Consider the following 26,833-nt stretch of genomic DNA (forward strand, 5'->3'; position numbering starts at 1 on the left):
GTGGCTGCCGTGGTTGACGTGCCAAGCCTCGCCGCGCGGAGTCCCTTTCCACATCGCTCGGTCGGGTAGGCCGACGATCCGGCCACCCGGCGCGGCCGGGCCGCCACCTATCGCCCGCCTGGGTGATGCGCCGTGCGGACCCGGCCCGTGAGCATCGGGCCCGACGTGCGCGGTGATGCGACGACTACGAGGAGACGGTTGTGAGTCTGGTCTGCTACGAGCTGTACCCGAGGGCGTTCGCCGACGGCGACGGAGACGGGATCGGCGACCTGCGCGGTGCCGCCGCCCGGCTGGAGCACATCGCGTGGCTCGGCGCGGACGCGGTGTGGATCACCCCCTTCTATCCGTCGCCGCTGGCGGACGGCGGCTACGACATCAGCGACCACACCGCCGTCGCGCCCGAGCTGGGCACGCTGGACGACTGGCACGCGCTGGTCGGCGGGGCCCGTGCCCTGGGGCTGCGCGTCCTGGTCGACCTGGTGCCCAATCACACCTCGGTCGCGCACCCGTGGTTCCGCCGCGCGCTCGCCGCACCGCACGACGCCAGGGCGCGGGACCGCTTCGTCTTCCGCCCCGGACGGGGGCCCGACGGGATGATTCCGCCCAACGACTGGCGGTCCGCCTTCGGAGGCCCCGCCTGGACCCGGGTGCCCGCCGGCGGGGACACCGCGGGCCCGCCGAGCTGGTACCTCCACCTGCACACCCCCGACCAGCCCGACCTGAACTGGCGCAACCGGGAGGTGGTGGCCGAGTACGAAAGGATCATGAGGTTCTGGCTCGACCACGGCGCGGACGGCTTCCGGGTGGACGTCGCCCACACCCTGTTCAAGGCTCCGGGGCTGCCCGACGCAGGCCCCGGACAGCACCGGGACCCGGACCGCTACCACTTGACGCCCTACTACGACCGTGAGGAGCTGCATCCGCTCTACCGCCGGTGGCGGGCCCTGCTGGAGGAGCACCCCGGCGCGAGCGGCGGCGCGTCACCGGGCGAAAGACTGCTCGTCGGAGAGGTGATCCTCACCGACCAGCGGCGCCTGGCGCGGTACGCGCGTCCCGGCGAACTCCACCACGTCCTCAACACCCCCTACGCGGACTGCCCCTGGGACGGCCGGGAATTGCGCCACCTGATCGGGGAATCGCTCGCGGCGACGGCGTCCGTCGGTTCCCCCGTGGCCTGGATGCTCTCCAGCCACGACGTCGTGCGGCCGGTCACCCGCTTCGGGGGCGGTCGGACCGGGCTGCGCCGGGCCCGGGCGGCCGCTCTGCTGACACTGGCGCTGCCCGGGGCGGTCTACCTCTACCAGGGCGAGGAACTGGGCCTGCCCCAGGCGTGGGTGCCGGAGGACCGGCGGCGCGACCCGCTGTGGGAGATGTCGGCCCGCAGTGACCCGGGGCGTGACGGTTGCCGCGTGCCGCTTCCGTGGGAGGGGACGCGGGCACCCTACGGTTTCGGTGACGCCCCGCCCCGGGAGTGCTGGCTCCCTCAGCCGGAGGACTGGGCGGAGCTCACCGTGGAAGCCCAGCGGGCGGCCCCGGACTCCACCTTGACGCTCTACCGCGAGGCGCTGCGGATACGCCGGGAGCATCCCGTCGCGGACGGTGACCCCTGCCCGCTGTCAGGTCCCGAGTCCGGGCAATGGCTGGCCTTCCAGCGGGGGAGGAGCCTGCGCTGTGTGGTGAACTTCGGGCCCGAAGGGCTGCGGCTGGACCCCGGCCAGGAGGTCCTGCTGTCCAGCGGTCCCCTTGAGGACGGGGTGCTGCCGGTGGACACGGCGGTCTGGCTGTGGTGCCCGGCTCCCTGAACCGCCCGGGGCCGGGCGTCGGGCTCAGCCCGCGTCGGCCGAGGTGGCCAGGGAGTAGGCCAGCGCGGGCACGGCCAGCGCGTCGACCAGGGCCGGCAGCGAGCGGTAGTCGGCGAGGTTGCGCTCCCGGCGGGTGACCATGGCGCGCAGCGCGGGCCGGGGACCGCCGGTGGCCTCCTCGACGGCGGAGATCCGCTCGAGCAGCGCCCGGTCGCGGCCGTGGAAGTACTCCAGGAACACCTGCTCGGTCGTGGCGAGCAGGTCGTGGTGGTGGCCCTCCGGCCGTGGGCGCACCCGGACCCGTGCGACCGTGGTGGAGTCGTGGGGCGCCACTGTGCGGGGCACGTCGCCGGCCATCACGTGCCACAGCGTCGTGTCCTCGAACGGGGTGGTGTCCCCGGGCAGCCGGGCGGGCTCGAAGTCGCGCTCCAGGAGCCGGGCCACCAGTACGTCCTCGTCGACGGCTCCCAGGGGTCCGATCCGGTCCATGGTGAACGTGGTCCCCGTGCGCAGGGCGGTGGGCACCAGGTTACGGGCGGGCAGCAGCTCGACGGCGGGCCCCATGTCGGCGGCCAGCACGGGTATCCCGTACGCGAGGGCCTCGACGACGACTCTGCCGAGGCTTTCGCGGGAGGCGGTGCTGGGGAAGAGCAGGACGTCGATCCGGGAGAGGAAGTCGGGCAGCCGGTCGGGGCCGATCAGCCCGAGCGCGGTGACCGCCGACGCGGGTACGCCTTCGGCCGCCAGCGCCGCGAGGACGCGGTCGGTCTCCCAGCGGGGGGCGTTGGGCTTGCCCGCGAAGACGAGTTCGGCCCGCCCTCCGCTCTCCCGGTGGCAGCGCCGGAAGACGCTGAGCACCTGGTCGAAGTTCTTCGCCTCGGACAGCGCGCCCAGGTAGCCGATCCGCAAGCCCGCGCCCGGCACGGGCACCGGTGCCTGAGGGGCGTGCGGGGTGCGTGCCAGCATGGGGTAGACCACCGCGGAGTCGCCGGGCTGGCAGCCGGGGAACTCGCGGAGGAAGACCTGCCGGGTGAACTCGCTGGGGAACAGCACGACGTCGCCGGGCCGGGTGAGCGGCGCGCACAGCTCCTCCTGGGTCCAGTAGCCGGACCAGAAGGTGGTGTGCACCTCCCGCACGATCCGGAAGTCGGCGCCGTGTTCCTCCCTCCACAGGTGGTAGAGATGCGCGTAGGGCCCGTTCCCGGCGTAGACGACGTCGCCGTCGCCCACCTCGGACAGGCACGCACGGCCCCGCGTCTGGTCGTGCAGGACGACGTCACCGCGGGCCGACAGCACCTCGGCCATCTGGCGGTGCATCAGCACGGCGCCGTCCAGGATGCCGGCGAGGCTCGCCCCGCTGTAGTCATGTACGTGCAATCGCATGGCGCTCCTCCTGGCTGGTGCGGAAGGACGTCAGCAGGTCGCGCAGCCGGTCAGGGCTCATGCCGTGGCGGCGCAGCTGGACGTCGTGGACGCAGTTGTGGATGTCCGTCTCGACGCCGTGCACCGCGACGGGAAGCAGGTAGCGGTGGCGCAGCCATTCGCCGAATCCGCCGTGCACGCCGTTGTACTCGACCGACAGGATGTGCCGGAACCGTGAGAGCTCGCGCAGGGTCTCCTGGCGCAGTGCCGGCTTGAGGGCGGCACAGTGGAGGTGGGGCAGGGCCGGGTCGGTGTTGGCCTGGGCGACCAGCGTGCTCGCGTATCCGAAGCTGACCACGGCCACATCGTCCCGCGCCGCGTCCGGGGCGGTGACCCAGACCCCGCCGTCGATGTCCGGGGAGCAGTCCGCGGGTGGTTCCTCGAAGCGGGCGTCGACCATGCTCAGTACATGGACGGTGTCGGGGTCCCGCTCCAGACGGTCGGTGCAGGCGCGGAACTCGGCGGCGGTGACCGGTTCGTAGACGCGGGTGCCGTCGATGAGGCCGAGCAGGTTGAAGGCGTTGGCCGAGCCGCCCCAGGCCCCCCAGCTGCGGCCCGCCAGCACCAGGAGGTTGCGGACGCCGGTGGACGCCTCGGTGAGCATGCCGAGCGAGTCCATGTAGTACATCGCGTCGGTGGCGACGACCTTGAGGCGTTCCGGTGGCAGGGACAGCGTCAGGCCGACGGCGAGGGTCTCGGCCAGTCCGACGTTCTGGTACGGCACCTGGCCGGGCAGCCCGAACCGCGCGGCGAGGTCGGGCGTGAAGACCGACATCTCGCGCCCCGAGCGGTCCCGGAGGTCCGCCAGCAGCCTGCCGCCGGTGGCGGCGAAGGACGGCTCGGCCGGGGGCGCGGTGCCCGGGCGCCGGTAGCTGTGTCCCTCCTTGCGGGTGCGGCACACCAGGGCCGTCGGCCCCGGGGCCGACAGTTGTTCCGCCAGCGCCGCCCGTACGGCCTCGGTGTCGTGGCCGTCGACCTCGACGACGGAACGGAAGTAGCCGCGCAGGTAGTCCCGGTTGAGCGGCTTGAGGAGCGGCTCGATGCCCTTGTCGTTGGCGTCGACGACCAGGACGAGGTTCCCGAGCTCGGCCTCGTCGGCGAACCGCACGCATTCGAAGGTCACGCCCTCGTGCAGTTCGCCGTCGCCGGCCAGGCACACGACCTTGCGTTCGTCGCCCCGGCGCGAGAGCTCCCACGCCCGGCTGACCGCCTGGGCCGTCCCGACGCCCAGGCTGTAGCGCATCGTGTTCTCGAAGCCCCACTGGCGGTGCACCACCCCGGTCATGCCGCCCTGGTGCAAGGTGGCCAGGGGCAGGAACGGCAGAGTGCCGCGGACGTAGTGCTCCGCGTAGAAGCTCGGGGCGATGTGCCCGCGCCCGACGATCAGATCGGCGGGCGCCGCAGCGCCGTCGGACGGCACCAGCCCCAGCTCGAAACAGGCGCGGACGGTGGGCAGGGAGGACAGGCAGCTCTGGTGGTTGCCGGACCCGGCGATCTCGTGCATCCGCAGCAGGACCTCGGCGCTGTCCCGGTAGAGCCGCTCGGGTACGGCGGCGGCCACCCGGCGCATGCCGGCGAGGAGGCCGTCGCGCAGTTCGATGCCGCGCAACTGGGCCAGTTCGCGCCGGATCGTGGAGCTCTCCCGCGGGGTCAGGTGCGGGGCGGCGGTGGCGAGGGCCTGTTCGAAGTCGTCCGTTCGGGGGTCCATCACCGGGCTCCGCAGATCTCGTCGAGTGCCTCGGCGAGGGTGGTCAGGACGGTCTCGACGTCCTGTTCGGTGGTGACGTAGGCGGGGGCGAGCACCACCCAGTCGTCCTGGCCGCGGATGATCAGCCCCCGGCGCAGACAGGCCCGTGCCACGCGCTCACCGAGGCTGCCGTCGGCACCGCCGGCGGGTCCGGTGAGCTTGACGCCGTACAGCAGACCGAGGGCGCGGACGGTACCGCGGGTTCCCACGGCCTCCCGCAGGGCCGTGGTGAAGCGTTCGCCGAGCGTGGCGATCCGCTTCAGGTAGTCGTCCTGGGTGAACAGGCGCACGGCCGCCAGGCCCGCGGCGGCGGCCAGCGGGTTGGCCGCGTAGGTGTGCGAGGGGGCGAAGGAGACGGGTCCGGATCCGTCGCCGAGCACGGCGCTGATCCGCTCGTGGATGAGCACCGCGGCCAGCGGCGCGTACCCGCCGGATATGCCCTTGCCCACGCACATCAGGTCCGGGGTGACGCCGAAGGCCTGGGCGGCGAAGGGCGCGCCCGTGCGGCCGAAGCCGGTGACGATCTCGTCGAAGACCAGCACGATGCCGTGCCGGTCGCAGATCTCCCGCAGCCGGGCCAGGTAGCCGTCGGGGGCGATGGCCATGCCCCGCAGGTGGATCACCGGCTCCACGACGATCGCGGCGACGGAGTCGGGGCCCTCGGCCTCGATGGTGCGCTCGATGAGGTCCGCCGCGAGCCGGCCGGCGTCCTCCGCCGGCACGCCCAGGAATTCCTCGACGGCGTCGGGCGACCACACATGCACGGTGCCGGGCAGGCCGGGCCCGAAGCGGCTGACGTCCGGTCGCCCGGTCACCGAGAGCGATCCGAAGGTCGCGCCGTGGTAGCCGTGGTAGTAGCTGAGCACCTTGTAACGGCCGGCGTTGCCCCTCTCGCGGTGGTAGAGGCGGGCCAGCCGCAGGGCCGCCTCCACCGCCTCCGAGCCGCCGTTGACCAGCTTGGCGGTGACGATCCCGGGCGGGGCCAGCGCGGTGAGGGCCTCGGCGAGGGCGAGGGCGTTGGGGTTGGTCCCGTGCAGCGGCGGATTGAACGCCATCCGGCCGAGCTGCGAGCCGATCGCGGCGCGGATCGGCTCGCAGTCGTAGCCGAAGCAGGTCACGAAGACCCCGGACATGGCGTCGAGGTAGCCGCGTCCGGCGGTGTCGAACAGCCGGATCCCCTCGCCGCGTTCGAAGAGGACGGAGTCCTCCGAGTGGGGCACCTCGAAGCAGAACGACGACAGGTCGGCGGGCCAGGTCGGTGCGCTGGGCATGTCAATGGTCATCTGAAGTCCTGGAAGGTCGGGTCGTATCGGGGAAGGTGGTGGTGAGCAGACGGTGCAGGGCGAGCCGCCGGTGGGTGTCGAGCAGGTCCAGATAGGCGGTCCAGGCGGGACTCAGCAGGTCGCGTTCGAGGATGTCCTTGGCGATGTCCACGACCACCGGAACGGCGTGGGCGATGAGCAGGGGCATCAGCAGCCGCTGTTCGCCGGGGGCCAGCAGGCCCTGCCGCAGCGCGCGGGAGACGAACGCGTCGACGGTCGCCCGTCGCGCCGTCGCGCCGCCTTCGACCCGGCCCGCGGTGTCCGCGGTCCAGGCGAGGTCGAGCAGGCGGTCGCCCACCGTCATGTTGTCGAAGTCGAGGAGAGCGACGACATCGGGCCGCCCGCCGGTGTCGAAGAGGAAATGGTGCCGGTGGAGGTCGCCGTGGATCACCCCCGGCCGTTCCCGGGCCGTCGCGGCCGGGTCCGCGCGGAGGGTGAGCAACAGGGGCCGTGCCGCCGCCAGCCCCTCCAGGGCATCGCGGGCCGTCCTCGCCCACGGGTCGTCACGTGAAATCGCCAGCGGGAGCAGACGGTCCACGCCGTCGTCCAGGGCGCGGGCCCAGTCCGGCTCCTCCACGAGCGAGGGGACCGGAAGCGGCGCCAACCGGTCCGCCAGCTCGCGGGGGAGGGCGTCCAGGACGGTCCGCAACCGTAGTCCGGTGGAGATCACGGCGCGGGCCTGCATGGCCGTGGGACGGCCGGCCGCTGCTCCGGGCATGAGCGGGATGAGCTCGCAGACGTGTCCGTCGTGCAGCGCCACGGCCTCGCCGGTGGTGGTCGGCACCGCGAGGGGTACCGGGACGCCGGCGCTCCGGCAGCGCTGGAGTATCCGCTGCTTGAGCGAGTGGAAGCGGGCGTCGCGCAGGGCGTCGGCGTCGAGCTGGACCTTGAACACGTGGTCCCGCCCGCCGTACGAGGTCCGCCACAGTCCCGCCGTGTGGCTGAGGGGTGCTTCGGTTCCGTTGGTGAACGGCACCGGGGGACCGTTGCTCAGGGATGCGTCCCAGTGCGCGGCGAGGGCTTCGCCGACCCACTCGGCGGATCCCACCGGGGGGTTGGGCCGCGATCGATGAACCGTCATGTGCCGCACCTCGCTCGTCCTCACGCGTTCTCCGGCCGGCCATGGCCCACCCGGAGAAGTCCGCTCGATGTCGCGTGGAGGAGATCGTGGCCCCGGACCGGCCGGTGCCACATCACCCGGTCGGGTAGCGGCACGTCCCCGCGCGGGGCGTCCCGGGCCCCCGCCCACCCGGGGGATGTGGGCCGGCCCGTACGGAGACGAGCATGCATGGCTGTGAGGCGGGGCCGGCCGCGACAGCGCGGCGGCCCCTCGGAGCCAGCGGGAGGGACGGCGGCGTGCGCATCGGATACACCCCGGACGACGACGTGGGTGCGGTGATACTCGACCACGACGGGGTCGTCGTCGACTCCGTCACGCCCGATTTCGAGGCGTGTTCCCAGGTATTCCGGGAGTACGGCGCCGAACTGCCCGCCGACACCTGGGCGGAGAAGGTCTGCGGGAACACCGACGGATACCGCGGACTCTTCGCCGCTCTGGCGAAGAGCACCGGGCGGCCGGCCGACGCCGGCCGGATGCACGAGCGGCTGTCCGAGCTGTGGGACCTGTCCCTGCTGCCGGCCTCCGTGTCCCTCATGCCCGGTGTCCGCGAGACCCTGGACCGCCTGCGGGAGGCGGGCGTGCGCTTGGCCGTCGCCTCCGCCGCGCCCCGGGGGTGGGTGCTGGGCTGCCTGGACCACCACGGCGTCCGCGACCGGTTCGAGGCCGTCGTCACCGCCGACGACGTCGAACGCAGGAAGCCCGCGCCCGACGCGTACCTGACGGCGGTCGCGCGGCTCGGACTGTCCCCGGCGCGCTGCGTGGCGGTGGAGGACTCCCTGACGGGCGTCGCCGCCGCCCGCGCGGCGGGCCTGAGGGTGGCCGCGGTGCCCTCCGCGCTGTGCCGCTCCCTCGACTACTCCACCGCCGACGTCGTCCTCACCGGCATCGCGGACCTGCCCACCAGGGTCCTCGGCCTGCCTGAGGGAAAGGGAGCACATGTCCAGCACTGACCTGGCGGCCGGCCCGCTGCCCGTACCGGCGGTACCCGCGGGGGGCACGGCGCGGCTGCGGGCCCGGCTGATCGACCACCTCTGCGAGGCCGCCGAGCTGGAACACTCGCTGTGCCTCCAGTACCTCTACGCCGCGTTCTCCCTCAAGACCAGGGCCGACGAAGGCGGGGTCGACGAGGCCGGGATCGAACAGATCCGTGAGTGGAAGGGCCAGTTGCTGCTGTTGAGCCGGGAGGAGATGCTCCACCTCGGCCTGGTGCTCAACCTGCTCACCGCGGTCGGCGGCGCTCCCTACCTCCAGCGGCCGAACTTCCCGCAGCCCGAGCGCTACTACCCGATCGGCGTGGTCTCGGCCCTGGAACCGTTCTCCGCCGCCACCGTGGAGCGCTTCCTGCTCTACGAGATGCCGTCCGCCCTGCTCGGCGACGTCACCCGCGCACCGCGCACCGACGGCGGCGGCAGGATGGACGACGGCGACCGGATGACGGTGGGCATGCTCTACGAACGCATCCGCGCGATCCTCACGAAGGTCGACGAGAAAGAGCTGTTCATCGGCTCCGACCACCGCCAGATCGACACCGCGGCGGTCATCGACCCCGACGGCGCCTTCGAGGACGCGATCGCCACCGGCTACGGAGTCGAGCCCTTCCCCGTGACCGACAGGGCCTCCGCGCTGCGGGCCGTCGATCTCATCGTCGAACAGGGCGAAGGAGCCGACGCGAACGCCCCGCGATCGCACTACAACCGCCTGCTGGCGATCCGCGCGCAACTGGACGAGGAGACCCGCGCCGCGGCGGCGGACGGCCGCGCCTTCGAACCCGCGCGCCCGGCCCTGTCCAACCCGGTGGTCCGCGACCCCGCCGACGCCCAGGGCGCCGTCCTGATCACCGAGCCGCTGGCCCACGCCGCCGCGGAGGTCTTCAACACCGGCTACAGCCTCATGGTGCTGATGCTGCTGAGGTTCTACGGGCGCACCGACGACACTCCGGCGCAGATGAAGCTGCTTCAGGAAGTCGTCTTCTTCCCCCTCATGACCATGTTCGTCCGCCCGCTCGGCGAGGTGCTCACCGAACTGCCCGCGGTGTCGGGTCCACATCGCTCGACCGCCGGCGCGCCCTTCGAGTTCAGCCGGGGCCTGCAGCTCATTCCCGAGCGTGCCGTCGCCTACCGGGTCTTCGCCGAGCGGCTCGAGGACCTGGCGGCCCGCGGCCGTGATCTCGCCGACCGGGTCGAGGCGTCCGATGGCGTCAGCCCCATGGTGCGCAGGCGCATCGCCTTCATCGCGGAGAACGTGCGGCTCATGGCGGACAAATTCACGGACCAGCTGAACACGGACCAACTGAACACGGACCAGCTGAACGACGAAGGAGTTTCCCGTGCCCAGGCATGACCTGACATGCGAGTTCGAGGGCTGGTTCCTGTGCCGGCTGGCCACCGACCCCGACCCCACGGACGAGCCGCGCGGCGTCAGCGGCAGCACGTTCGCCCTGGCCGGCGAGCCCGACCTGGACCGGATCATCGTGCTGAACGACCCGGCGCCCGCCGTGCGGCGCAGCCACATGCCGCCCGTCGGCGTCAGCGTGAGGCGTGCCGTGCTCGACGGGGCCGAGGTCCCGGCCCTGGCCGGCGCCAAGGTCGACCTGCTCGGCGAGCCGGTCTTCGAGAACCGCAACACGGTGCTCACCTTCGCGGCCCGGGAGCCGATCGTCCCCTTCCACCTGAGGATCAGCGGCGCCGGCATGCTCCTGGAGCGGCAGATGCTCATGTGGTCCGAGGGCGGTGAGCAGGACCCACCGGTCCATCTGATCCCCCGGTCCCGGCTGGAGGAGTTCGGCGCCCACGCCTTCCGTACCGCTCCCGAGCTGATCCGGGAGGTCACCGGGATCGACGACCCACTGGCCCATCGCGCCGAGCGCCACCGCCTGCTGACCGACGACCTCGCCCGCGAGACGGACCGGGCACGGCGTGCCGGTCTGCGCAAGAGGATCCGCGAACTCGAGATCGGCCTGGCGGACCCCGCCGACGAGCGCGTGGTGAACATGACGGCGATCGAGGAGTTCCGCTTCCCGCTGTCCGGCAGGGCGGTCGCGGACGGCGCACTGCCCGACGGGCTGTCCGCCGACACGGACACGCCCTGGACGGTGGAGTTCTGGATGGGCTGCTGGGACCCCGACGTCATGTGCGGCTACCTCAAGGGAACCCTCACCGTGCCGCTGAAGGCCGAGGTCCACACCGAGGCGGGGGATGCGCGATGAGCGCCACCGTACGCACCGGAGTGTGGCTCGTCGGGGCCCGGGGATCGGTGGCCACCACCGTGGTGGTGGGCGCCGCCGCGATCCGCGCCGGCCTGATGCCGCCGACGGGCTGCGTCGGCGAGCTCCCCGCCTTCGCCGGGGTGGACCTGCCCGGCATCGACGGGCTCGTTTTCGGCGGACACGACATCACGGCGACCGCGCTGACCAAACGGGCCGCACTCCTGGCGGACGAGGGGGTCTTCCCGGCGGCTCTCCTGCCCCTGGTGACGGACGACCTCGAGGCCGCCGACCGCGAGATCCGGCCGGTCCCCGAGGGCGTGGGCCAGGCGGAGCTGGTCGTGGCGCTCGCCGAGGACATCGCGGCGTTCCGCTCCCGGGCCGGTCTGGACCGGGTGGTGGTCGTGAACGTCGCCACCACCGAGCCGTACACCGCGCCCCGTCCCGCGTGGGCGACGGCCGCCGCCCTGCGGTCGGACCTGGCCGCGGGAGGAGCCCCCCTGCCGTACAGCTCGGTCCACGCCTACGCCGCCTTCCTCGCCGATTGCGGCTACGTCGACTTCACCCCGTCCACGGGCGCCCGGCTGCCGGCTCTGCACGAGATCGCCGTGGCGGCGGGGCTGCCGTACGCGGGCAGTGACGGGAAGACCGGTGAGACGCTGGTCAAATCCGTCCTCGGCCCCATGTTCGGCCGCCGGGCGCTGCGGGTGCGGTCCTGGTCCGGCACCAATGTGCTGGGCGGCGGTGACGGAGCCGCGCTCGCCGAGCCGGACCGGGCACGCAGCAAGACCGAGTCCAAGGGCAGGGTCCTTCAGGAGGGCCTGGGCTACCCGGTCGACGGGGACGTGCACATCCATCACGTCCCCGCGCTGGGGGAGTGGAAGACGGCCTGGGACCACATCACCTTCGACGGCTTCCTGGGCGTGCGGATGTCCCTGCAGTTCGTGTGGCAGGGCTGCGACTCGGCGCTGGCCGCTCCTCTGGTGCTCGACCTCGCCCGGTTCACGGCCCTCGCCCACCGGGCGCACGTGGCGGGCCCGGTCGGCGAACTGGGCTTCTTCTTCAAGGACCCCGTCGACAGCACGGCGCACGGCCTGGAGGAGCAGTTCCGGCTGCTCCGGGAGTGGGCCCTGAGCGTGGGGAGCGGCTCATGACGGCCGTGCGGACGGAATCCCTGGTGCGGCTGGTGCGCGCGCCCGCCGCGCTGACGGTGCCCGGCGACGTGCTGGCCGGCGCGAGCGCGGCCGGCACGCCGCTGCGGCCCGCGACGGCGGGCCTGGCCGGCGCCTCGGTGTGCCTGTACTGGGCCGGCATGGCCCTCAACGACTACGCCGACCGTCACGTGGACGCGGTGGAGCGGCCGGAGCGGCCCATCCCCTCCGGCGCGGTGCCGGCCGGCGTGGCCCTGGGGATCGCGTGCGGGCTGACCGGACTCGGCCTGGGGCTCGCGGCGGTCAGCGGCGGCAGGCCCGCGCTCGCCGTCGCCCTCCCGCTGGCCGGCACCGTATGGGCGTACGACCTGGTGCTCAAGGGGACACCGGCGGGACCGGCGGCCATGGCCTGCGCCCGGGGACTCGACGTGCTGATGGGAGCCTGCGGATCGGGCCGGGCCCGTGCCGCGGCCCCGGCCGCCCTGTCGGTCGCGGCGCACACGGCCGCCGTCACTGTCCTCAGCCGGGGCGAGGTCGAGGGCACGGGGCGCGCGGTGCCGGGCGTGGCGCTCGCCGCCTCCGGCGCGGTCGCCGCGGCCGCTCTCACCCTGGCCCGCCGGCAGCCGTCCCGCCGCCGGCTGTTCGCCGGTGCCCTGGCCGCGGCCTATCTGGGCAGCGCCGGCCGGGCCCAGCTGGCCGCGGTGCGCGAGCCGACGGCCGGACGGATCCGCGGCGCGGTCGCGGCGGGCATCCACGCGCTGCTGCCGTTGCAGGCCACCTTGTGCGCGGGAGCCGGCCGCGGGGCGGCGGCCGTGCCGCTCGCCCTCGGGCTGCCCCTGGCACGAAGGCTGGCCCGGAAGGTGTCACCGACATGACCTCCGTCCTCTCCCCGGCACCCGGCGCTCACCGCTTCGGGTTCGGCACCAACGGGCTGACCGACCACAGGCTCCCCGACGCCCTGCACCTGCTGGCCGACCTCGGCTACGACGGGGTCGCGCTCACCCTGGACCACGGGCACCTGGACCCGTACGCGCCCGACGTCGTCCGGCGGGTCGAGCACACCGCGCTGCTGCTGGAACGACTGGGCCTGGCGGTCGTTGTCGAGACCGGCGCCCGCTACCTGCTCGATGCCCGGCGCAAGCACCAGCCGACACTGCTCAGCGACGACGGCGCCGAGCGCCGCGTGGACCTCCTGACCAGGGCCGCGCGGATCGCCGCCGACCTCGGCGCGGAGGCCCTGTCCTTCTGGAGCGGCACGGCACCCGCCCACGTCCCCGAGGACGTCCTGTGGGAGCGGCTGGCGAAGGGCTGCGAGGCGGTCGCCGCGGTGGCCGGCGAGCACGGGGTGGTGCTCGGGTTCGAGCCGGAGCCCGGCATGTTCGTCGACACCCTGGACCGCTACGACGCGCTCCTGGGCCGGATCGCGGAACCCGGCGCGATCGGGCTGACCCTGGACGTCGGCCACTGCCGGTGCCTCGAGGTCCGCACCATCCCCGACTGTGTCGCGCGATCCGCGGACCGGCTGGTCAACGTACAGATCGAGGACATGGTCAGGGGCCGCCACGAACACCTGGAGTTCGGCCGGGGCGAGATCGACTTCCCACCGGTGCTCCGGGCGCTCACCGCGAGCGGCTACACCGGCCTGATCAGCGTCGAACTCCCACGCCACAGCCACGACGGGCCCGGCGTGGCCCGCCGGTCCCTGGACTTCCTCCGGGCGGCGGCAGCGGGAGGCACACCATGATCACGCAACTGCGCGCGGCGCTGGCACAGCGGCTCTCCGCGACGGCGGCCGGCCGGCTCGACCAGTGGCTCCGGCACATCGCCGCGGACCCCGCGGCCGTTCGCGCGATCTTTCCCCAGGCCGGCCGGGCCGTCGGGCGCGGGGAGCTGATCCCCGCGAGCGGTGCCCGTCCCGGCTGGCGAACCGAGGACGCGGCGCGAGCGCTCCTGCTGGCCGAGCTGCCCCTGCGCGGCGAGCCGTTGCTGACCGAGCTGAGCGGGCTGTACGGGACGGGGGACGCCGCCGAGCGCCGTGCGGTGCTCCGGTCGCTGGACCTCCTCGACGCCCGGCCCGCCGGCCACGATCTCGGCGCGGGCGCCCTGCCGCTGGTCCACGACGCTCTGCGCACCAACGACCTGCGGCTGGTCACCACCGCCGTCGGCGACTACGCCGCCCGCCACCTGCCGGCCCCCGCCTGGCGCCACGCGGTCCTCAAGTGCGTCTTCAACGGGCTGCCCCTGTCCGTCGTCGTCGGTATGCCCCGGCGCGTGGACGCGGAACTGTTGCGCATGCTGTCCGACTTCGCGGCCGAGCGGGGCGCGGCGGGCCGGCCGGTGCCCGCCGACGTCATGGACCTGATCCACAGCCACCGGCCGAGGAACCCGACCCACGGCCACCACCCGGGGAACCCGATCCACGCCACTCGACCCTGAGGAAGGGCTATGCGTCTGTTCGACCCACACATCCACATGACGTCCAGGACCACCGACGACTACGCGGCGATGAGCGACGCGGGCGTGAAGGCCGTCGTCGAGCCCTCGTTCTGGCTCGGTCAGCCGAGGACATCGGTCGGCAGTTTCGTCGACTATTTCGACGCCCTGATCGGCTGGGAGCCCTACCGTGCCGCCCAGTTCGGCATCCGGCACCACTGCGCCGTGGCCCTGAACCCGAAGGAGGCCAACGACCCCCGCTGCCGGGAGGTCCTGGACGTGCTGCCCCGCTACCTGGTCAAGGACCAGGTGGTGGCGGTGGGCGAGATCGGCTACGACTCGATGACGCCCGAGGAGGACGAGGCGTTCGCGGCCCAGCTCGCCCTCGCCGTCCAGCACGACCTGCCCGTCCTGGTCCACACCCCGCACCGGGACAAGGCGGCGGGCACCCGCCGCACGCTCGACGTGATCAGGGAGTCCGGGATCGCCCCGGAACGCGTGGTCGTCGACCACCTCAACGAGGTCACCGTCGCCGCCGTCCGCGACGCCGGCTGCTGGGCGGGCTTCTCGGTCTACCCCGGCACCAAGATGGACGAGCACCGCATGGCCGTGATCCTGCGCGAGTACGGCCGGGAGATGACGCTGGTCAACTCCGCGGCCGACTGGGGACGCAGCGACCCCCTCAAGACCCGTACCACCGCGGACACCATGCTCGCGGCGGGCCTCACCGCCGCCGACGTCGACCGGGTGCTGTGGTGCAACCCCGTGGAGTTCTACGGCCAGAGCGGACGCCTCGACCTGTCCGAGCCGGCGCGCGACGACGCCGGCGCCCTGCACGAGGGCAACTCCATCGAACGCGGCCCGCGACCGGCCGTGCCGGCGGTGCGCTGACCATGCGATTCCGCCACGACGACGGCAGCACCGTCCACCTCGCCTACTGCACCAACGTCCACCCCGCCGAAGACCTGCGCGGGGTGCGCGACCAACTCGGCCACTACGCCGAACCCATCCGCGAGCGCCTGGGAGCACCCCGGCTGGGGGTGGGGCTGTGGCTGGCCCGGGAGGTGGCCGGCGAGCTCATGGCCGACCCCGCCGCGGTCCGGTCGCTGCGCGCCGAACTCGACGCCAGGGGCCTGGAAGTGGTCACCCTCAACGGCTTCCCCTACCAGGGGTTCGGCGAGTCGGTCGTCAAGCACCGCGTCTACACCCCCGACTGGGCCGACCCCCGGCGCCTGCACCACACCCTCGACCTGGCCCGGCTGCTGGCCGCGCTGATGCCCGACGACGCGGCCTACGGCAGCGTCTCCACGCTGCCGCTCGGCTGGCGCGCTCACTGGTCGGCCCACCGGGCCGACCAGGCCCGCCGCCACCTCGAGGACCTCACCCGGCAGCTGGCCGCACTGTCCGAGCGGACGGGCCGGGTCATCAGGGTCGCCTTCGAGCCGGAGCCGGGATGCGTGGTGGAGAGCACCGAGGACGCCACGCGCCACCTGGCCGGCGCGGCCGGCGCACACCTCGGCGTCTGCCTGGACGCCTGCCACCTGGCGGTGGCGCACGAGCGGCCCGGGCCGGCGCTGGCCGGACTCGCGGACGCCGGCCTGGACGTGGTCAAGCTGCAGGCCTCCGCCGCCCTCGTCGCCCCGCAACCGCACAGCGCGACCAACCGCGCCGCGCTCGCCCCCTTCGCCGAACCGCGATTCCTCCACCAGACCCGCGAACCGTCGCCCGCGGGACTGCTCGGCACCGACGACCTCGGCGATGCCATGGCCCCGGGCGGGGTGGGCGGCCCCGGCGACTGTGTCCGGCCCGGACTGCCGGGCAGGGAACCATGGCGGATCCACTTCCACATGCCCCTCGGCTCGCACCCGCCCCAGCCGCTGGCCACGACCAGGCCCGTACTGGAGGACACCGTCGAGCACCTGTTCGCCGGGCCCATCGCCAGGACCGGCCACGTCGAGGTGGAGACCTACACCTGGCCGGTGCTCCCCGACACCCCGCGACGGGACGCCATCGTCGAGGGCATCGCCGACGAACTGGCCTGGATGCGCGACCTGCTGACCGCCAACGGGCTCAAGGAGCTGGACCGATGAGCCGCGTGCTCGTACTCGACGTGGTGGGACTCACCCCACGACTGCTGACCCACATGCCCCGCCTCGCGGCGCTGGCCGAGCGGGGCTTCAGCGCGACGCTCGACACCGTGCTGCCCGCGGTCACCTGTTCCGTGCAATCCACCTTCCTCACCGGCGAGATGCCCAGCGGCCACGGAATCGTCGGCAACGGCTGGTACTTCCGCGAGCTCGGCGACGTCCTGCTCTGGCGCCAGCACAACGCCCTGGTCGGCGGGGAGAAACTGTGGGAGACCGCACGCCGCCACCGGCCGGACTTCACCGTGGCCAACGTCTGCTGGTGGTACGCCATGGGCGCCGACGTGAACTGGACGGTCACCCCGCGCCCCGTCTACTACGCGGACGGCCGCAAGGAACCGGACTGCTACACCTACCCGCCCGGCCTGCACGACGAGCTGACCGGACGCCTCGGCCCCTTCCCGCTCTTCACCTACTGGGGACCGACCGCGGGACTCCCCTCCTCCCAGTGGATCATCTCCGCGGCACGCCACCTGATGAGGGACAGGCGCCCCGACCTGACCCTGGTCTACGTCCCGCACCTCGACTACGACCTCCAGCGCTTCGGCCCCGCGTCGCCGCAGGCGTCCGCCGCCGCCGCGCGGCTCGACACGGCCCTGGAGCCGCTGCTGCGCGACGCGTCCGCCGCCGGCGTGAAAGTGGTCGCCCTCAGCGAATACGGCATCACGGCGGTCGACCGGCCGGTGGACATCAACCGCATGCTGCGAAGGGAAGGGCTGCTCGACGTCCACACCCAGGACGGCATGGAGTACCTCGACCCCTGGACCTCCCGCGCCTTCGCCGTCGCCGACCACCAGCTCGCGCACGTCTACGTCCGCTCGCCGCGGGACAGGGAGCACGTGGCCGAGCTGCTGGCCAGGACGGACGGCGTTGCGCAGGTCCTGGACGCCGAGGGCAAACGCGCCCACGGCCTCGACCACGAGCGCTCCGGCGACCTGGTCGCCGTGGCCGACGCACGGTCGTGGTTCACCTACTACTACTGGCTGGACGACGCCCGCGCCCCGGACTTCGCCCGGACGGTCGACATCCACCGCAAACCCGGCTACGACCCCGCGGAGCTCTTCTTCGACCCCCAGGACCCCCTGGTGAAGCTGCGCGCCGGTGGCGCGTTGCTGCGCAAGCGGCTGGGCATGCGCTACCGGATGGACGTCGTCCCCCTCGACCCCGCCCCGGTGCGGGGCAGCCACGGACGGCTCCCGGACGACCCCGCCGACGGACCGGTCCTGCTCTGCGACGACGCCGGCCTCGCCCGCGACCGCATCGCCGCCACGGACGTCAAGGCACTGCTGCTGCGCCTCGCCGGGGCCGACGGCACGGCCTGACACCACGCCGTGCGCGGTATCCGCCCATCCGCGTGATGTGCGGGCCACGGTCCGGGGACGGGCCACGGCCCGGGGTTGAGGCACGGCCCGAGGACGAGGCTGCCCGGGCACGGACGACAGACGACGACCCGTCCGACGACGCGTCGTCGGACCGGAAAGGATGAGGATGTCCGGAATCACCGGCTGGGTGGACAGGGTCCGCGACCTGCGGTACGCGGACGCGGTCGCCGCCCGGCTCACCGCCGGCCTGACGGCCCGTGGACGGCACGGCACAGGAGTGTGGGACAGCGCGCACGCCATGCTGGCCCAGCGCACCGACGCGGCCTGGCGCGGCAGCACCGAACCCGCGCGGGTACGGCACGAGGACGACGCGGTCACGGTGGCCGTCTGCGACGGATACCTGCGCAACTCCGCGGCGCTGTGGTCAGAGGTCGGCACCGGCGAACGGCTCCCACCCGGCGACCCGTCCATCGCCGAAGTGGTGCTCCACGCCTACCTCCGGTGGGGAAGTGCGGCCCCACAGCACATGGAAGGCACCTTCGCCTTCGCCGTCTGGGACGAGCGCCGGCGCGAACTTGTCCTCGGCCGCGACCGCTTCGGTATCAAACCCCTGAGCTACGCGCCCACCGACCACGGAGTGGTCTTCTCCTCCGACCTGGCCGCCCTCGCGGCACACCCCCTGGTGACACCCGAGATCGACGCGGAAGGATTCTGCGCCCTGCTCACCCAGCTGCGCCGCCCGGGGCACACGGCACTGCGCGGAATACGCGAAGTGCCGCCCGGCCACATCGTGCGACTGGGCACCGACGGCGAGAGCAGCCACCGCTACTGGGCGATCGAGGCCCGGCCGCACGAACTGGACCTGGACCGAACCGTCCGGCGGGTGCGCGACCTGCTCGACGAGGTGGTCGCCGATGAACTCGACGGAACCGAGCCGGCCGTACTGCTCTCCGGCGGGCTGGACTCCAGCGCGCTGACCGGGCTGGCCGCCCTCGCCTCCGGGACGTCGCCGCGCACGTTCACCGTCACCTTCGGCGACACCGCCGCGGCGGTGCCGGACCGGCCGTACTCCCAGGACGTGGTGCGGCTGTGGGCGTGCCGGCACGAGGAGATCACCGTCCGGCCGGAGGAGCTGTCCGACCCCGTGACGCTGGCGGCCGTCCTGGCGGCCAAGGACTACCCCTCGCCGTTCGGGGACAAGAACATCACGCCGTTCCTGTTCAGCCGCCGGGTGGCGGGCCGTGTCCCGGTGGCCCTCAGCGGCGAGGCGGCCGACACGGTCTTCGGCAGCTTCGGCGGCAAGGTCGACGAGAACCACGAGTTCACCACCTTCCCCTGGCTCGAGCGCACCCGCACATGGGGCCTGGAGCACGGCATGGGCACCGCGCTGTTCGACCAGCGGCTGCTGCGCGACGTGGACGTCGCCGGTCACTGCGACCGGCTGTTCCGGGACGCGATCGCGCGCGTGCCGCTCCTGCCCGGGGACTCGAAGCTGGACCGGTTGGGCCGGCAGGCCGACCACCTCACCATCAACTGGCTGCTGGAACAGGGGGTCCACCACTCGGAGCGGCTGGCCACGACCGCGGGACTGCAGGTGCGGTTCCCGTTCCTCGACCACCGCCTGGTGACGTTCCTCTACAACGTGCCGGTCCGCATGAAATGGTCCGACGGCCGCGGCAAGAGCCTGCTGCGCGCCAACGCCAAGGACCTCGTACCGGAATCGGTCCTTACGCGGCCCAAGGTGCCCTACCCCATCACGTACGCCGAGAGCTACAAGACGGCGCTGGCCGAGCGGCTGCGCACCCTGCTCGACGACACGACGGCCCCCGTCCGCCCGCTGGTCGACCTGCCCGGCCTGCGGCGGGTGGCACACGACCCCTCCCTCCTGGATCAGGGCGGATGGTACGGCCGGGCGAACGCGGAGATGGTCCTGCAACTGGACGCCTGGCTGCGCCGGCTGCGCGTACGTGTCGGCCTGTGACCGGCACGAGGAAGGAGACGACGATGTACCGACTGTTCGGCGACCAGGTGGCCGCGGCCGGGGACCGCCCGGCCGTACGCGACGAACGGCAGACCCTCACCTACACCCAGCTGGCGGACCGGGTCGGCGTCCTGGTGGCGGCCATCCGCGAACGGTGCCCGGAGGGGCCGGTGAGGATCGGCCTGCACCTCGGACGGACGGCGGACCTTGTGGCGGCCGTGCTCGCGGTGACCGCCGCGGGCCACGTCTACGTACCGCTCGACCCGGCCTACCCGGCGGAGCGCCTTCAGTACATCGCCACCGACAGCGACCTCGCGGCCGTCATCTCGGACCGGGAGCTGCCCGAAGGCCTGTCCCCCCAGGCCGCCATCCGGGTGGACCACCTCGACCGGTCGGCCACACCGCCCGCGTGGGAGCCCGCCCCGGCCGACGAGGACGCGAGCGCCTACATCATCTACACCTCCGGGTCGACCGGCCGCCCCAAGGGGGTGGAGGTCCGGCGGCGCAGCGTGGAGGCGATGGTCGAGGCGGTGCGCGAGCGCTTCGACTTCGACGGCGGCGACGTGTGGACGCTGTTCCACTCCTACTGCTTCGACTTCTCCGTCTGGGAGATGTGGGGAGCGCTGGCCACCGGCGCCACCTTGGTCGTCGTGCCGGCGCAGACCGCCGTGTCACCCCGGGCCACCGCGGAGCTGCTGGTGCGCGAGCGGGTCACGGTGATGAGCGTCGTGCCGTCGGTGTTCCGCTATCTGACCGCCGCGCTGCGGCGCGCCCCGGAGCCGCCCGTCACCGTGCGCCGGATCATCTTCGGCGGGGAGTCCATCGACGTCGCCGACCTCCGCGCCTGGCGCGCCGCGGTGCCCGGAACATGCGAGTTCGTCAACACGTACGGCATCACCGAGTCGACCGTCTTCGTCAGCACCAGAGTGATCAGCGACGCCGAACTGGACACCGGGACCGGCGGGGACTTCGCCACGGACCTGGGGGAACCGTTGCGCGGCTGGGAGGTGCGGGTCCTCGACGAACAGGGCCGGCCGGTGGCACGCGGCGCGACCGGGGAGATCTGGGTGGCCGGACAAGGCGTCGCCGTCGGCTACGTCAACCTCCCCGAAACCACCGAGCAGCGGTTCCGCACGCTGTCCCTGCCCGGAGAACCCGCGCGGCGCTTCTACCGCAGCGGCGACCTGGCGACCCGCACCGCCTCCGACACCTACTGCTACGCGGGCAGAGCCGACGACCAGGTGAAGATCAACGGATTCCGGATCGAACTCGGCGAGGTCGAGGCGACCCTGCGCCCCCTCGACCAGGTCCGTGACCTGGCGGTGGTCCGCACCCGCGGCCGTGCCGGCGACCACATCCTGACCGCCTACTACACCACCGACACGGGCCTGACCGCCGCGGTACTGGCCGCACAGGCCCGTGCCGCCCTCCCCGCCCACATGGTCCCGGCCCGCTTCGTCCCCCTGTCGGAACTCCCCCTGAGCCCGTCCGGCAAGACCGACCGGCGCGCGCTGGCCGAACTGGACACGGCGGCCACCGGGCCGGCCCGCACCACCTCGGCGATCAGCCCGGCGACCCACCCGGCCGGGGCGCCCGGGCAGACCACCCGGACCTGACGCCCGCCGACCAGCCAAGGAGACCACGCCATGGAAGCACCGCACGACGCCATACCCCTGTCCATAGGCCAGGAGACGATGCTGATCGGCTGGGAACTCGAACCCGACCAGCTCACCCACATCATCCCCCTCGCCTTCCGGGTCAGCGGAGACCTGGACGTCCCACGCCTGCGACAGGCCGTGGCAGCCGTCGGAGAGGCGTATCCCCAGCTGCGCGCACGGGTCGTACGCACCGGCGACGGACCGGTGCTGAGCTGGGCACAGGCATCCGCCATCCCGGTGACCGAGCGGACCGTGACGGCCCCGATGACCGAGGCGGTGCGCGAGACGTGGCACGTCCCGTTCGACCTGCGCACCGGACCTCTGGCACGGGTCTACGTGGTGCGGGGACCGCAGTGGACCGTCCTGCTGTTCGCCGTGCACCACCTCGTGTTCGACGGCGCCTCCGTCCTGCTCATGCTGGACGCCCTCCGCAAGGCCTACGCGGGAGAGCCCCTCAGCCCGGCCGACCACGCGCGAGCGCTGACCGCGTTCGCCCACCGCTCCAGAGAACTCGCGGGCACCGACGCCGGAGACGCGCTCCGGACGTACTGGAAGGACGCGCTGGGTGACGGCCTCCCCGCCCCAGCCCTGCCGGCGAACGACGACACACCGCCGCGCTACACCATGTTCAGCGCCGACCTGCCCTCCGACCTCGCGGACCACCTCCGGGCGCGCGCCCGGGAACTGGGCTGCTCGTACGTCACCGTGCTGCTCACGGCGTACTTCGCGCTGCTGCGACGCCACAGCGGTGTGGACGACCTCATGGTGTCCCTCCCGTTCCACGGCCGGAACGACCCGGAGCTCCATGACAAGGTCGGCTACTTCGTCAACCCGCTCCCGGTCCGGCATCGGCTGCGCGCCACCGACCGCTACGCGGATCTGGCTCTCGCACTGCGGTCGGCCGTCAAGGAGCGGCTGCTCCACGGCGAGCTGCCGCTGGCCGCCATCATGCGGGCCGGCGGCCTCACCGGCCCCGAGGCCCGCGCCCGTACCCACCAGTCCCTGTTCCAGTACTGGAACGCGGGTCAACATGAGACCGTCGACGTCCAGAACCTCGAACTGCGCCGGGACGCGGCGTCGTGCACGCTGAGCCTGCTCGACCTGGAGAGCACGGCCGGGTACACGCTGGCGGTCATGGTCCGCGAGGACAGCACGGGTACGCACGTGCTGTGGAAGGATCCCACGGGCGCGGTCGGCCCCACCGCCGTCGCGGAGATGGCCGAGGACTACCTGGCCATCCTCAAGACGCTCGCCGCCGCCCCCGAGACGCTCATCGCACCCGTGCTCGCACACGCCGCCTCCCGACCGGTGAACGAGCCCTGCCCGACCGTCGCACCAGAGCAGCCGGAACCCCCGAACGGCGAGGCGCCGGAGCTGGCCGTGATGGCGGAGGTGTGGGAGGAGGTCCTGGGGATCGAAGGAATCACCCCCCACGACTCCTTCTTCGAGCTCGGCGGACACTCCCTCCTCGCCGAGACGCTCACGGTCCTCGCCGGGGAGCGCCTCGGCCTCGACATCCCCGTACGCGACCTCTTCACCCACCCCCGCCTCCACGACTTCACCCGCAACGTCCTCTCCCGGCGCACCACGGCCCCCGTGCGGCCCGCACCGAAGGCCCTCGCACGGTCCTACGGGTCCTACAGGTCCTACGGGTCCTACGGGGACGAGCTGCCCGCGAGCGCCTTCCAGCAGCGGATCTGGCTGATCGAGCAGTCCGACCCGTCCGCGCGCGGCAACGTCTGCCTCGCCTGGCGCACACCCGGAGGCCTGGACGCGGACTCGCTGGGCGAGGCGCTGGCCCTGCTCGTCGAGAGCCAGGAGATCCTGCGCACCCGATTCCTGTGGCGCGACGGTGCCCTGGTGCAGCACGTCACCGAGCCCTGGCGGCCGCAGGTCGAACGACTGAGCCCGGGGGAGGGGGTACGCCCGGACGACGCGATCACCGCCTGGCTGGAGGACGCCGCGCTGAGCCGGTTCCCCCTGGACTCGGGCCGCCTGCTACGGGTCGCGCTGGCCGACCTCGGCCCCGACGGCCAGGCATTGCTGCTGTGCGTCCACCACCTCGTCATCGACGGCGAGTCCGTCCCCATCCTGCTGTCCGAACTCGAGCGCTGCCATGCCGCCGCCCGTACGGGAGACCTGGTGTCGCCCGCCGCCGTCCAGTACCGCGACTTCGTCGCCGCACAGCGGGACCAGGAGACGAACGGGACATGGGCGTCGGACGTGTCCCACTGGGCCCGCGCGCTCTCCGGCGCACCGCCGTACCTCGACGTGTCGGCCTCCGCGACGCCGGAGGAGGAGGGCGGCGTGAGCGTCCGGGCGGGCACCGGCCTGCTCGGCCGGCTCCATCCGGTCCAGTCGGACCACGGCGTCTCCTGGTTCGTCGTGGCGGCGACCGCGCTGGCCGTGGTACTGCACCGCTGGAGCGGCAGCCACGACGTCACGTTCGAAGTCCCCGTCGCCAACCGCGGCAGGGGACAGGGCCAGGTCGCCGATGTCCTCGGCCCCTGCCTCGGCACGGTGATCCTGCGGTCGTCGGTCCCCTCCGGTGCCGTGGTGGCGGACGTACTGCGACAGATGCGGTCCACGGCGCAGGACGCGTTCGACCACGCCCACGCGCCCTTCGACCAGGTGCTCGACCACCTCGGCGTCGAACGCGAGGAGGGCCGCACACCCTTCGCCGACGTGATCCTCAACATGAACTCGCGCACCAACCGCCGGGCACGCCTCGGCGAAGCCGAGCTGACACCGGTGTACACCGACGCGCTGGCCGCGCACGACAAGCAGTTCGGCCTCACGGTGACGCTCACGGAACACGACGGCGACCTGACCATCACCCTTGCGCACCGCGGCGCGTTCATCACCGCGGCCGAGGCGCGGGACATGGCCGACGACCTGGGCGAGCTGCTGACCGACTTCGCGGGCAACCTCCAGCGGACGGTGATGAACGACGGCTGACCCGCCCGGCCGTGGCGAGGGACGAGACTGTAGGACCCGGCGTGTCCTACTTCCCCCCTACGGTCCTTCCATGAGCCACGACAACACGTCAGCGCCCGTATTCCGCTACTCGGCTGTCACGTTCGACTGCCCCGACCCCGCCGAACTGGCCCGCTTTTATGGGGAAGCCCTCGGTCTGCCCGTGGTCTTCTCCAGCGACGACTTCGTCCTGCTCGGCCAGGACGGCGCTGCCGGCCTGGGATTCAACCGGCTCGCCGACTACCGCCGTCCCACCTGGCCGGATCCTTCCCAGGAAAAGCAGGCCCACATCGAAATAGGCGTCGACGACGTGGACACCGCTCAGGCTCGCCTGATCGCTCTGGGGGCCGTCAAACCCGAATTCCAACCGGCCCCCGACCGATGGCTGGTCCTGCTGGATCCCGCGGGCCACCCCTTCTGCATCACCACGCTCGTCTGAGTGCAACGTGCGAGCCGATTGCCGGCGCGACCGCGCACCCGGGGGGGGGAGCCGGCTCGCGGCTGCCCCGCCCGGGTCAGCGCCTGCGCCGGGACCGTTCCGGCACAGGTGGTTGCCGGCTTCAGAGCGAGAAGCCCGTGATCTTCTGCGGCGTCACCCGGACAATGAGCCGGAGGACATCGTCGGACTCGGCGGGCGGGTCCTCGCCGAGGTACTTCTGCGAGAGTTCGCGCGGCAGCGACTTCTCCGGGTCCTCGATCAGTTCGACGGTGCCGCGGATTTCCACGGTCTGGTACGGATTCCCGGTGTCGAAGACAGTGAGGCTGATCCGCGGGTCCCGGGCGAGGTTGCGTGCCTTCTGCCGCCCCGCCGTGGTGGAGAAGAGCACCGTATCTCCGTCCCTCGCTATCCAGACCACCGAGGTCTGTGGCCCGCCGTCCCGGTTCAGCGTCGCGACGGTGGCGAAGTTCCGCCCGTCCAGAAGCTTGCGCGTCGCCTCGTTGAACACCACTGACATGGTCTCCCCCTTCTGTCCAGCATTAGGCATGTTCACTGCGTGGGTGGAACGGATGCGAGGGCTGAGTTCTTCCCGACCTCTTCCTCCTCCACCGCCGCGTCGTTGAGATCAGCGACGGTATTCTGACCCGGCGGCCCGAAGCCGAACGGTGATGTCGCCCGGCCCGCACCCGGCACTGATGAACGAGAGGGAAGCGGTCCCCACACCATGAGTGACCCGCTGTCGTGCCCGGAGTTCCTCCAGAACCCCTACCCCTTCTACGACGAACTCCGGGCGGCAGCCCCAGTGCAGCAGGTGATCACCGGTTCCGGTGGCAGGCCCAGCTACCTCGTGACCGGCTACGCCGAAGCGAAGGCGGCCTTCACGGAACCGGGACTGTCCAAGGACACCGCCCGGTTCTTCGCCGGCCGCTCCTCCGGCCGCGGTCTCCACCCCGCGGTCGCCCACACCATGCTCGCCACCGATCCTCCCGAGCACACCCGACTGCGCCGTCTGGTGACGAAAGCCTTCACCACCGGTGCCGTCGCCCGCCAGCGCCCGTACATCCAGCACACAGCCGACCGCCTCCTCGATGCCCTCCCGAACAACGGTGAAGCCGACCTCGTCGCCGGTCTCGGCATCCCGCTGCCGGTCATGGTGATCTGCCAGATGCTCGGAGTGCCCGAGGCCGACCGAGCCCAGGTGCGCACGTGGTCGAACGACCTCTTCGCCGCTGGACAGCCCCAGCGGATCGACGAGGCTTCGCACACTATGGCCGGCTACATGGCCGATCTCATCGAGGCCAAGCGACGCACACCGGACGACAGCCTGCTGCACGACCTCATCGCTGCTCGGGAGGACGGCGAACAACTCGGCGAGGACGAGCTCGTCTCCCTGGCCGTCCTCCTGCTCGTCGCCGGCCACGAGACCACCACGAACTTCATCGGAAACGCCGTCCTGGCCCTCCTCCGGCACCCGGAGCTCCTCGACCGCGCACGAACCCGGCCTGATCAGGTGAGCGGCATGTTGAACGAACTGCTGCGCTACGACTCACCGGTCGGTATCGCCACCTTCCGATACACCACTCGACCGGTCACCCTCGGCGAGACCGAAATCCCCGCCGGCGTCCCCGTGCTCATCTCTCCCGGAGCAGCCAACCGGGACCCGGTCCAGTACCCGACTCCCGCCTGCCCCGACGCCGAGCGCGACGCCGGAGGGCACCTGGCATTCGGGTACGGAATCCACCGCTGCCTGGGTGCGCCGTTGGCCCTGGCCGAGACGGAGATCGCCCTCCGCGCGCTTGTGACCCGATTCCCCGGACTGCGCCTCGCCGTAGCGGCTGAAGAGCTCCGGTGGCGCCGCACGCGACTCATGAGGGGACTGGAATCGCTTCCGGTATTCACGCGGTAGAAGGGCCGCATGCCGGCGGACCGGAAAGCGCTGATGGAGTGGCCATTGGAGCGTGCTGAGGCCGGTTTCCGCATGGAAATTGCGGGTCAGGGTGCGGATGCTGGTGCGGGCATGGGCCGCGAGGTCGGCGCGGGTGAGTGGTTCGTGGAGTCCCGCTATGAGATACCGCCGTCTTACGTCGTCGGTCCGGGCGGGCTTGCTCGCTTCT

The 26,833-nt window shown here is 72.5% G+C and carries 21 protein-coding genes; 16 read left to right on the top strand and 5 right to left on the bottom strand.

Annotated elements, in window-relative coordinates; all coding sequences use genetic code 11:
- Positions 1-200: 200 nt before the first annotated feature.
- Complete coding sequence (locus tag AC07BS_RS02135) at positions 201-1,802, top strand: alpha-amylase family glycosyl hydrolase (protein WP_478929500.1); 1,602 nt, start codon at positions 201-203, stop codon at positions 1,800-1,802.
- 24 nt (positions 1,803-1,826) lie between these two features.
- Here AC07BS_RS02135 and AC07BS_RS02140 read toward each other — a convergent pair whose 3' ends face one another.
- From AC07BS_RS02140 to AC07BS_RS02155, 4 genes are read right to left on the bottom strand one after another with little or no spacing between them, the layout of a single operon-like run.
- Positions 1,827-3,185 carry a glycosyltransferase gene (locus tag AC07BS_RS02140; protein ID WP_478929502.1) on the bottom strand — a complete coding sequence of 453 codons (1,359 nt, stop codon included), beginning with the start codon at positions 3,183-3,185 and terminating at the stop codon, positions 1,827-1,829.
- Entirely contained in the window at positions 3,166-4,932 is a 1,767-nt protein-coding gene (locus tag AC07BS_RS02145) for a 1-deoxy-D-xylulose-5-phosphate synthase N-terminal domain-containing protein (RefSeq protein WP_478929504.1), read from the bottom strand. Before AC07BS_RS02145 ends, AC07BS_RS02140 begins: the two co-directional genes overlap by 20 nt.
- The gene (locus tag AC07BS_RS02150; RefSeq protein ID WP_478929506.1) at positions 4,932-6,254 is read right to left on the bottom strand and encodes an aminotransferase family protein; all 1,323 of its coding nucleotides are present in this window, start codon (positions 6,252-6,254) and stop codon (positions 4,932-4,934) included. Before AC07BS_RS02150 ends, AC07BS_RS02145 begins: the two co-directional genes overlap by 1 nt.
- Positions 6,244-7,374 (bottom strand): phosphotransferase enzyme family protein, encoded by a 1,131-nt coding sequence (locus AC07BS_RS02155; protein ID WP_478929508.1) that lies wholly within the window; start codon positions 7,372-7,374, stop codon positions 6,244-6,246. Before AC07BS_RS02155 ends, AC07BS_RS02150 begins: the two co-directional genes overlap by 11 nt.
- 275 nt (positions 7,375-7,649) lie before the next feature.
- Between AC07BS_RS02155 and AC07BS_RS02160 the strand changes: the two genes are divergently transcribed.
- From AC07BS_RS02160 to AC07BS_RS02225, 14 genes are all read left to right on the top strand, one after another.
- Positions 7,650-8,363 carry an HAD family hydrolase gene (locus AC07BS_RS02160; RefSeq protein ID WP_478638464.1) on the top strand — a complete coding sequence of 238 codons (714 nt, stop codon included), beginning with the start codon at positions 7,650-7,652 and terminating at the stop codon, positions 8,361-8,363.
- On the top strand, positions 8,350-9,753 hold the full coding sequence (locus tag AC07BS_RS02165) for a ferritin-like domain-containing protein (protein ID WP_478929510.1): 1,404 nt from the start codon (positions 8,350-8,352) through the stop codon (positions 9,751-9,753). The genes AC07BS_RS02160 and AC07BS_RS02165 overlap by 14 nt, the downstream gene beginning before the upstream one ends.
- Entirely contained in the window at positions 9,740-10,618 is an 879-nt protein-coding gene (locus AC07BS_RS02170) for a hypothetical protein (RefSeq protein WP_478638460.1), read from the top strand. Before AC07BS_RS02165 ends, AC07BS_RS02170 begins: the two co-directional genes overlap by 14 nt.
- Entirely contained in the window at positions 10,615-11,769 is a 1,155-nt protein-coding gene (locus tag AC07BS_RS02175) for an inositol-3-phosphate synthase (RefSeq protein WP_478638459.1), read from the top strand. Before AC07BS_RS02170 ends, AC07BS_RS02175 begins: the two co-directional genes overlap by 4 nt.
- Positions 11,766-12,641 (top strand): SCO3242 family prenyltransferase, encoded by an 876-nt coding sequence (locus AC07BS_RS02180; protein ID WP_478929513.1) that lies wholly within the window; start codon positions 11,766-11,768, stop codon positions 12,639-12,641. The genes AC07BS_RS02175 and AC07BS_RS02180 overlap by 4 nt, the downstream gene beginning before the upstream one ends.
- Positions 12,638-13,510: a sugar phosphate isomerase/epimerase family protein gene (locus AC07BS_RS02185; protein WP_478929515.1), complete on the top strand. Its 873-nt coding sequence runs from the start codon at positions 12,638-12,640 to the stop codon at positions 13,508-13,510. The genes AC07BS_RS02180 and AC07BS_RS02185 overlap by 4 nt, the downstream gene beginning before the upstream one ends.
- Entirely contained in the window at positions 13,507-14,202 is a 696-nt protein-coding gene (locus AC07BS_RS02190; RefSeq protein ID WP_478638453.1) for an EboA domain-containing protein, read from the top strand. Before AC07BS_RS02185 ends, AC07BS_RS02190 begins: the two co-directional genes overlap by 4 nt.
- Positions 14,203-14,211: 9 nt before the next feature.
- Positions 14,212-15,090 carry a TatD family hydrolase gene (locus tag AC07BS_RS02195; protein WP_478929517.1) on the top strand — a complete coding sequence of 293 codons (879 nt, stop codon included), beginning with the start codon at positions 14,212-14,214 and terminating at the stop codon, positions 15,088-15,090.
- Between the two features lie 2 nt (positions 15,091-15,092).
- Complete coding sequence (gene eboE / locus AC07BS_RS02200; RefSeq protein ID WP_478929519.1) at positions 15,093-16,289, top strand: metabolite traffic protein EboE; 1,197 nt, start codon at positions 15,093-15,095, stop codon at positions 16,287-16,289.
- Positions 16,286-17,665, top strand: coding sequence for an alkaline phosphatase family protein (locus tag AC07BS_RS02205; protein WP_478638446.1), 1,380 nt, complete (start codon positions 16,286-16,288; stop codon positions 17,663-17,665). Before eboE ends, AC07BS_RS02205 begins: the two co-directional genes overlap by 4 nt.
- A 166-nt stretch (positions 17,666-17,831) precedes the next feature.
- Positions 17,832-19,646, top strand: a complete 1,815-nt coding sequence (locus AC07BS_RS02210; protein WP_478929521.1) for an asparagine synthetase B family protein — start codon at positions 17,832-17,834, stop codon at positions 19,644-19,646.
- 23 nt (positions 19,647-19,669) lie between these two features.
- Positions 19,670-21,262 (top strand): amino acid adenylation domain-containing protein, encoded by a 1,593-nt coding sequence (locus AC07BS_RS02215; protein WP_478929522.1) that lies wholly within the window; start codon positions 19,670-19,672, stop codon positions 21,260-21,262.
- Between the two features lie 30 nt (positions 21,263-21,292).
- Complete coding sequence (locus tag AC07BS_RS02220; RefSeq protein ID WP_478929524.1) at positions 21,293-24,262, top strand: condensation domain-containing protein; 2,970 nt, start codon at positions 21,293-21,295, stop codon at positions 24,260-24,262.
- 70 nt (positions 24,263-24,332) lie between these two features.
- The gene (locus tag AC07BS_RS02225; protein ID WP_478638437.1) at positions 24,333-24,719 is read left to right on the top strand and encodes a VOC family protein; all 387 of its coding nucleotides are present in this window, start codon (positions 24,333-24,335) and stop codon (positions 24,717-24,719) included.
- Positions 24,720-24,840: 121 nt separating this feature from the next.
- Here the strand turns inward: AC07BS_RS02225 and AC07BS_RS02230 are convergent, their stop codons facing one another.
- Positions 24,841-25,236 (bottom strand): PPOX class F420-dependent oxidoreductase, encoded by a 396-nt coding sequence (locus tag AC07BS_RS02230; RefSeq protein ID WP_478638435.1) that lies wholly within the window; start codon positions 25,234-25,236, stop codon positions 24,841-24,843.
- A 207-nt stretch (positions 25,237-25,443) separates the two neighbouring features.
- Between AC07BS_RS02230 and AC07BS_RS02235 the strand changes: the two genes are divergently transcribed.
- Positions 25,444-26,625, top strand: a complete 1,182-nt coding sequence (locus AC07BS_RS02235) for a cytochrome P450 family protein (protein ID WP_478929526.1) — start codon at positions 25,444-25,446, stop codon at positions 26,623-26,625.
- The last annotated feature ends 208 nt before the right edge of the window (positions 26,626-26,833 follow it).

Source organism: Streptomyces sp. NPDC044063 (assembly GCF_056434285.1).

Bases quoted from the DNA above. Each gene is read 5' to 3' on its own strand.
- AC07BS_RS02140 (WP_478929502.1), bottom strand. From the start codon at position 3,185: ATGCGATTGCACGTACATGACTACAGCGGGGCGAGCCTCGCCGGCATC.
- AC07BS_RS02145 (WP_478929504.1), bottom strand. From the start codon at position 4,932: ATGGACCCCCGAACGGACGACTTCGAACAGGCCCTCGCCACCGCCGCC.
- AC07BS_RS02150 (WP_478929506.1), bottom strand. From the start codon at position 6,254: ATGACCATTGACATGCCCAGCGCACCGACCTGGCCCGCCGACCTGTCG.
- AC07BS_RS02155 (WP_478929508.1), bottom strand. From the start codon at position 7,374: ATGACGGTTCATCGATCGCGGCCCAACCCCCCGGTGGGATCCGCCGAG.
- AC07BS_RS02165 (WP_478929510.1), top strand. From the start codon at position 8,350: ATGTCCAGCACTGACCTGGCGGCCGGCCCGCTGCCCGTACCGGCGGTA.
- AC07BS_RS02175 (WP_478638459.1), top strand. From the start codon at position 10,615: ATGAGCGCCACCGTACGCACCGGAGTGTGGCTCGTCGGGGCCCGGGGA.
- AC07BS_RS02180 (WP_478929513.1), top strand. From the start codon at position 11,766: ATGACGGCCGTGCGGACGGAATCCCTGGTGCGGCTGGTGCGCGCGCCC.
- AC07BS_RS02185 (WP_478929515.1), top strand. From the start codon at position 12,638: ATGACCTCCGTCCTCTCCCCGGCACCCGGCGCTCACCGCTTCGGGTTC.
- AC07BS_RS02190 (WP_478638453.1), top strand. From the start codon at position 13,507: ATGATCACGCAACTGCGCGCGGCGCTGGCACAGCGGCTCTCCGCGACG.
- AC07BS_RS02195 (WP_478929517.1), top strand. From the start codon at position 14,212: ATGCGTCTGTTCGACCCACACATCCACATGACGTCCAGGACCACCGAC.
- eboE (WP_478929519.1), top strand. From the start codon at position 15,093: ATGCGATTCCGCCACGACGACGGCAGCACCGTCCACCTCGCCTACTGC.
- AC07BS_RS02205 (WP_478638446.1), top strand. From the start codon at position 16,286: ATGAGCCGCGTGCTCGTACTCGACGTGGTGGGACTCACCCCACGACTG.
- AC07BS_RS02210 (WP_478929521.1), top strand. From the start codon at position 17,832: ATGTCCGGAATCACCGGCTGGGTGGACAGGGTCCGCGACCTGCGGTAC.
- AC07BS_RS02215 (WP_478929522.1), top strand. From the start codon at position 19,670: ATGTACCGACTGTTCGGCGACCAGGTGGCCGCGGCCGGGGACCGCCCG.
- AC07BS_RS02220 (WP_478929524.1), top strand. From the start codon at position 21,293: ATGGAAGCACCGCACGACGCCATACCCCTGTCCATAGGCCAGGAGACG.
- AC07BS_RS02225 (WP_478638437.1), top strand. From the start codon at position 24,333: ATGAGCCACGACAACACGTCAGCGCCCGTATTCCGCTACTCGGCTGTC.
- AC07BS_RS02230 (WP_478638435.1), bottom strand. From the start codon at position 25,236: ATGTCAGTGGTGTTCAACGAGGCGACGCGCAAGCTTCTGGACGGGCGG.
- AC07BS_RS02235 (WP_478929526.1), top strand. From the start codon at position 25,444: ATGAGTGACCCGCTGTCGTGCCCGGAGTTCCTCCAGAACCCCTACCCC.